The organism is Aestuariivirga sp. (assembly GCF_044238155.1).
Taxonomy (GTDB): Bacteria; Pseudomonadota; Alphaproteobacteria; order Rhizobiales; family Aestuariivirgaceae; genus Aestuariivirga.
Genome location: NZ_JBIIDX010000170.1, coordinates 1 through 7,216 on the forward strand (window position 1 = coordinate 1; position 7,216 = coordinate 7,216).

Annotated in this window: 5 protein-coding genes; 2 read left to right on the plus strand and 3 right to left on the minus strand. The window is 61.2% G+C overall.

All coding sequences use genetic code 11. The annotated features are described in order from the left end of the window. Window positions 1-298, plus strand: a 298-nt coding sequence (locus tag ACILRN_RS14810; protein ID WP_395689572.1) for a M24 family metallopeptidase C-terminal domain-containing protein, incomplete at its 5' end; no start/stop codon positions are given. Between the two features lie 37 nt (window positions 299-335). Here the strand turns inward: ACILRN_RS14810 and ligA are convergent. The 3 genes from ligA to ACILRN_RS14825 all read right to left on the minus strand — a co-directional run bounded on the left by ligA (window position 336) and on the right by ACILRN_RS14825 (window position 4,546). After that, complete coding sequence (ligA, locus tag ACILRN_RS14815) at window positions 336-2,444, minus strand: NAD-dependent DNA ligase LigA (protein WP_395689574.1); 2,109 nt, start codon at window positions 2,442-2,444, stop codon at window positions 336-338. A 3-nt stretch (window positions 2,445-2,447) separates the two neighbouring features. Further along, window positions 2,448-4,118, minus strand: coding sequence for a DNA repair protein RecN (recN, locus tag ACILRN_RS14820; protein WP_395689576.1), 1,671 nt, complete (start codon window positions 4,116-4,118; stop codon window positions 2,448-2,450). A 284-nt stretch (window positions 4,119-4,402) separates the two neighbouring features. Then, window positions 4,403-4,546 (minus strand): hypothetical protein, encoded by a 144-nt coding sequence (locus ACILRN_RS14825; RefSeq protein ID WP_395689578.1) that lies wholly within the window; start codon window positions 4,544-4,546, stop codon window positions 4,403-4,405. 109 nt (window positions 4,547-4,655) lie between these two features. Here ACILRN_RS14825 and ACILRN_RS14830 point away from each other — a divergent pair. After that, on the plus strand, window positions 4,656-7,216 hold a 2,561-nt coding region (locus ACILRN_RS14830), incomplete at its 3' end, for a beta strand repeat-containing protein (protein ID WP_395689580.1).

Consider the following 7,216-nt stretch of genomic DNA (forward strand, 5'->3'; position numbering starts at 1 on the left):
GTCGAACGAGCCCGGCTACTACAAGCAGGGAGCCTACGGCATCCGCATCGAGAACCTCATCATGGTGCATGAAGCCAGGCAAATCGACGGCGGCGAACGCGCGATGCTGGGCTTCGAGACCCTGACGCTGTGCCCCATCGACCGGCGGTTGATCGAAACCTCCCTGTTGTCGGCTGGCGAATGCGACTGGCTCAACGCCTATCACGCGCGGGTGCTGAAGGAACTGGGCGGTTTCCTGTCCGGAAAGGAACTGGCCTGGCTGAAAAAGGCCTGTGCGCCCCTCTCAGGCAGAAGCTGAGAGCGGCTCCAACCCTTAACCCCTGCTTGAAGGCCGCTCAGCGCCCGCCCACGCGGCGGAACCATTCAGCCTCGTCGATCACCTCCACGCCATGCTTCTCGGCATCTTTCAGTTTCGAGCCTGCGCCCGGCCCAGCAACCAGGAGGTCGGTCTTCTTCGAGACGCTGCCCGCCACCTTGGCGCCCAGCCTCTCGGCCATGGCCTTGGCCTCTTCGCGCGTCATCTGCTCGAGGGATCCGGTGAACACCACCGTCTTGCCAGCCACCGGCGAAGTGGTGCTGCGCCGCTCGAGCGAGGTGACGCTGACATGCTTGAGGAGTTCATCGACAACATCCCGGTTATGCGGCTCGGCGAAGAACTGCACCAGCGCCTCAGCGACCACCTCGCCGATGCCGTCGATGGCGGTAAGTTCCTCCCAGGCCTCGCCCGCCATGGCCCCGGCGGACGTCATCCGTGAGCGGAATGTTTCGGCTGACTCATAGGACCGCGCCAGCGCCCGCGCAGTGGTCTCGCCCACATGGCGGATGCCAAGAGCGAAGATGAAGCGGTCCAGCGCCACGGTGCGGCGCTGGTCAATGGCGTCGAAGAGCTTGCTCACGCTCGCCTCGCCCCAGCCCTCGCGGTTCTTCAGTCGCTTCAGGGAAGTCTTGTCACGCGCCTCAAGGGTGAAAATGTCATGCGGCCACTGAATGAGTTCATCAGCATAGAGCTCGGCGATGATCTTGTCGCCAAGGCCCTCGATATCAAAGGCATTGCGCGAGGCGAAATGCTTCAGCCGCTCGACGCGCTGGGCCGCGCAGATCAGACCGCCGGTGCAACGGCGCACCGCATCGACCTTGCCGCTTTCACGCTCCTCGCGGACCGCGTGCGAACCACAGACCGGGCAGGCATCGGGAAACCGATAGGGCGTCGCTCCTGCCGGGCGCTTCTCCGGCAGGAAGCCGAGGATCTGCGGTATCACGTCTCCGGCGCGCTGGACGATGACCGTATCGCCCTCCCGGATATCCTTGCGGGCGATCTCGTCCTCGTTGTGGAGCGTGGCGTTGGTGACCACCACGCCGCCCACGGTGACGGGCATCAGCCGCGCCACCGGCGTCAGCGCCCCGGTGCGGCCAACCTGAATATCGATCTTCTCAAGAAGCGTGGTGGCCTTTTCGGCCGAGAACTTGTGCGCCAGCCCCCAGCGCGGACTGCGCGAGACGAAGCCCAGCCGCTGCTGCCAGTCGAGGCGGTTCACCTTGTAGACCACGCCGTCAATGTCGTAACCCAGACCGGCGCGCTGACCCTCGATGAGCCGGTATTGCTGCAGCAACTCCTGCACCGAGCGGCAGAGCTTCATCAACGGATTGATGGGAAGACCCCATGACGCAAAGGCCTCGATCACACCCATTTGCGTGTCTGCCGGAAGCTCAGGAGCTTCACCCCAGGCATAGGCAAAAAATTCCAGCGGGCGAGACGCGGTTATTGCGGGGTCAAGCTGGCGCAGCGATCCCGCTGCAGCGTTGCGCGGATTGGCGAAAGGCTTTCTGCCATCGGCTTCCTGGCGGCGATTGAGTGCCGCAAAATCCGCCTGCGACATGTAGATTTCACCGCGCACCTCGATGAGAGCCGGCGCCCGCGCCGGAAGCCGCTGGGGCACTTGCGCGATGGTCATCACATTTGCAGTGACGTTCTCGCCCTCATAGCCATCGCCACGCGTGGCGGCCTGCACCAGCTGGCGGTTCTCGTAGCGCAGCGAGATCGACAGGCCGTCGATCTTGGGTTCGGCGGTCAACTCCACAGATTCGGTCGAGGCGAGATCGAGGAACCGCCGGATGCGGGCCACGAAATCCTGCACGTCCTCGTCCGAAAAACCGTTGGCAAGAGAGAGCATGGGGACAGCATGGCCGACCTTGGCAAATTTGCCGGCAGCAGCTGCCCCGATGCGCCGCGAGGGTGAATCGGCCCTGACAAGATCGGGAAACCGGGCCTCGATGGCATCATTGCGCCTGCGCAGCGCATCATAGGCCGCATCCGAAATGAGCGGGGCATCCTGCTCGAAATAGGCCTGGTCATGGCGAGCGATTTCCCGGGCAAGATGGGCCAGCTCTGCTGCGGCCTCCATCGCGGTGAGATCTGCGACGTGCGGGGGTGCAGGCTTCGCCATGGCTCAGGCCCTGCCGCGAAGAAGCTCGTCGGCCTGGGCGCGCGCTGCCTCCGTGACCTTCGCGCCGGACAGCATGCGGGCCACCTCCTCCCGGCGGCTCTGCGCCGAAAGAGCCTGGACCCGCGTCACCATGCGCTTTCCCGCCACTTCTTCCATCTTGGAGATCAGCATGTGCTGGCCAGCCCGCGCCGCTACCTGCGGACTATGGGTGACGGCCAGCACCTGGAGGTGTTCCGCAAGCCTTGCAAGCCGGGCGCCAATCGCATCGGCCACAGCACCGCCAACACCCGTGTCGATCTCGTCAAAGATCAGGGTGGGAGCAGACCCCCGGGCCGCCAGGATCACCTTGAGGGCAAGCATGAAGCGGGCGAGCTCGCCCCCCGAAGCCACCTTCATGAGCGGGGCGAGCGGCGTTCCGGGGTTGGCCGCAACCATGAACTCGACACGGTCAATGCCATGCGGGCCCGGCTTTCCCGCGTCAGTCTCCACCGCCGTTGCAAACCGGGCGCGCTCGAGCTTGAGCGGTGGCAGTTCGGCCATCACTGCCTTGTCCAGCGCCCTGGCAGCCTTGCGCCGGCGGGTGGAGAGCGTTTCGGCTGCCGCATCAAATGCCGCACGGGCCCGTGCGAACTCCTTTTCAAGCGCGGCCAGCTCGCGGCCGCCATCGCCCAGAGCCTCAAGATCGCGATTGATGCGCTCGCGCACGTCGGCCAGCGTATCGACCGTGCATTTGTATTTTCGCGCCGCGGCCCGGAGCGCGAACAACCGCTCCTCGGATGCTTCAAGTTCGCGTGGATCAAAGCGGAAGCTCACATGAGCATCCGCCAGCGTGCGCTCGGCTTCGGTGATTTCAGCCAGCACGCGGTCCAGAGCCGCACAGACGGCATCGAGCCGCCCGCCCGCCTGTTCACGCCGGCGTTCGAGCTTGCGCAATGCGGCGTTGAGACGGGCAACCGATGTGCCATCTCCCGCCAGAGCCTCCTCGGCTTCCGTGAGCGCCGTGGCGAACTGCTCGGATGACATCATCAGCTGGCGGGCGTCGGCCAGCAGCGCCTCCTCGCCCGCAAGCGGCGCCAGCGCCTTGAGTTCGGCGGCGGCGTGCTCGAGATAATCCCGCTCGGTCTCGGCACGGGTCATGCGCTCCCGATGGCTGCGAAGGGCCTCGTCGGCGGCTGCCGCCCGGGACCACAGCGCCGCAACCTCGGCACACTCGGCTTCAAGACCTGCAAAGGCATCGAGCAAATGGCGGTGAGCGGTCACGTCCACCAGAGCCCGGTCGGCGTGCTGGCCATGAATCTCGGCCAGCGCGCCGGCGATCTGGCGCAGAAGATTGAGGCTTACCGGCTGATCATTGATCGCTGCCCGGCTCGGGCCATCAGCATTCTGGATACGGCGGATGACGAGTTCGCCCTCGGTATCGATGCCCTGCTCTCGCAGGAGAAGCAGTGCCGGATGGCTGGGCGACAGGGTGAACGCCGCCGTCACGACGCCGCGCTCGGCCCCCGCCCGGACCAGCGACGAATCGCCCCGCGCGCCCAGCGCCAGCCCGAGCGCATCCAGAAGAATGGACTTGCCAGCCCCCGTCTCGCCGGTGAGCACGGTGAGATTGGGCTCGAGCGCGATGTCGAGCTTCTCGATCAGCACGATGTCGCGGATGGAAAGCGCCGTCAGCATGAATCAAGTCTACCGCGGAACGGCGCCCGGAGGCGAGAGGCGGCATCCGGCCCGCCGTTTTTCAGTCCGGCACCCGCCTGGCCATAGGTAGAACCACGGAGTCCCTGCGGGAACGGCGCGCCTCGCGCCCCCTGCACCCCCATATCCCGTTGGACGCCTCACTCGCAGAGTGTAGTCTCCCGTGCCATGAATAGCCTCAAGCGCTCGCTGCTCGCCTCCACCATGATGGTCCTGTCCGCAGGCTACGCCCGCGCCCAGCAGGTCACGGTCAGCAATGGCGACAGCTATACGCTCAACACCGATCTTGTCACGACCGACCCCGCTGCCATCGCCATGAGCAACGACCCTGGCACTGCGCCAGTCGTTTCTGACACGCACATCACGGTGTCCGGACCAGGATCGGTGACGACCACCGGAAACTTCGCCACGGGCATACTCCTGACCAGCGATCCCACCTCCGGGACAGCCTCCCTCACCGGCAACTCGATCACCAGCCTTGGAGACATTTCGACGGCAGGCTCCTATTCCAACGGGCAGATGATGTTCGCCGACTCGGAGGGAGGCGCCAGCATCACCATCAACACGATCACCAATTCCGGATCGATCTCGACGCTCAACGATCACGCCAACGGCATTGCGCTGTCTGCCGTCTCGTCCGGATCCGGCGTCTCGATCACAACGAACGAAATCAACAATACCGAAGCGATTGCAACGGAAGGGTATCGCTCCCACGGCATCATCCTGACGGCCGTCTCGACCGCCGCCTCGACGTACTCCGAAGCGTCAACGACGGACAACCGGATCACCAACTCCGGCACGATCAGCACAGTCAACGATCAGGCAAATGGCATTCTTCTCTCCGCCTATTCGGGAAACTCCACTGCAACCGTCTCATTAAGCAGGATCGTCAACGAGGAATCGATCAAGACCACGGGAACTTCCGCGAATGGCATTCATCTGATGGCAGACTCTGGTGACTTTGCCGCCATAGATCAAAACCGCGTTTTTGTCTCTGGGTCAGTTGAAACGACCGGAGATTCCAGCGCAGGAATATCACTTGGATCGGACGCAACTCACCAGTCACGTATCTACGACAATAGAATCGAGATAACCGGAAATCTACATACGGAAGGAGAAGGATCGGCTGGCGTCATCCTCTGGTCTTCGAATGGCGCCGCCGTATCTGCGAATATCTATTCAACAGTAGAAAAAAATGAGATTGTCAATTCAGGATCAATCACCACAACTGGCAGTCAGTCCGTAGCGATAATCCTTGTGGCATCCTCATTGTACAGTGAAAAAAGCGTGGTAGGTAATCGCATAGCAAATTCCGGGCAACTGGTAACTTCGGGCTATAGGGCAAGTGCAATCCAGCTAAATGCTGATAAAGCTTCTTCGGATCCAAGTATTGCGGCGTCTGAAGTTTCACGCAACACCGTCACCAACACCAACACCATATTGACTTCAGGCAGATATTCTTATGGGGTTTTTCTCACATCAAACAACGAAGATGATGGTGCCTCACAAGAAAGCAACACGATCACCAACTCGGGTATGATTGATACATCCGGTGATTACGCCACCGCCATACGACTATTGGCACGGAGTGGCTCTGGCGACGCCTATATAAACGGAACAAGGATCTACAATTCAGGCGCAATCAACACTTCAGGTGAAGATGCCGAGGGCATAAACCTGCTGGCAGAATCAACATCCTCTGGAACGGCTTGGATTTCCGAAACAACACTCGCCAACACTGGTCGGATTTCAACCTCGGGCGATGAAGCGGAAGGCGTCGTGCTGCGGGCCATATCAAGTTCAGGCAGCGTCAGTCTTTATGACAATCATATCAGCAATTCCGGGACCATCCAGACCACAGGTCCAATCCGGTCGCAAGGGATCGGCCTGTACGCAAGCTCATCCGATGGCTGGGCTTCAATAGGCGCAGGCGGGACGCAAAACACGATCACGAACTCGGGCTCGATTTCGACAGCAGGCGCCCTGTCGAATGGCATTGATCTTTATTCCTTGTCTTCCAGCGGACCCGTCAATATCACCGGCTCCAAGATTACCAACTCAGGTACAATCAACACTGCGGGCGTCGATTCACACGGCATCTATTTGCACAATCAATCCCGATCCGGTGTCGCCGAAATTTTCGAAAACACGATTAACAACACAGGCTCAATCACCACGACAAATATTGAAGCATATGGCATTATACTTTTTGCTAAATCTGATGTCGCAGCCTCGGTTGGCATTACCAGCGACCCTAACAGCAAGGGAAACACAATCAACAATAGCGGCACAATCGAAACTGCGGAGCAACGAGCTCGTGGCATTCTCATCGATGCGTTTTCAGGTTATGACGCCTCATCAATCGTTGGCAACACCATTACCAACACAGGCACGATCCTGACGAGGGCATACGCTGCAGATGGGATTCTATTGAGAGGCTTTGGATCCACCACCTCCATCACCTCGAACACGATCACCAATACCGGGACCATTTCGACGACGGGCACAGGGTCGCAAGCCATCAATCTGGTTGCAATATCCTCTCTTGTAACCGACATCAGCGGCAATACGATCGTGAACGCTGGCACGATTCTGACCACGGGCCTGGGAAGCAGTGGAATAGTGTTTGGATATGCCGGGGCAATAAACACCGTCACCTCCAACACGATCACCAATTCCGGGCGGCTGATTGCAGCTTACGGGACCGCGATCAACATGTACGCAGGTCAGGCCAACACCCTGAACCTCAGGTCGGCGGGCCTGATCGGCGGCGTGCTGCAATTGGGTGAGGGTGACACGGTCAACCTGATCTCCGAGGCCTCGCACTCGACGCTGTGGACCTTCGGCACGCCCTCGGGCTGCGGCTTGAGCACGGAAATGTCAGCCTGCTCCCTGTCCGTGCCGGAGACCACCTTCAACACCAGCGGCCCGCTGCCGTGGTTCTCGGCCTCGGATGGCACCTATACGACCTATGCCACCTTCGACCCCACGGGCGTGGCGGCCAGAGGGCAGGTGCTGGCCGATCTCGCAGGCCTGAACTCCGGCTTCATGCAGCAGGGCCTCACTTCGCTCGAGCAGAC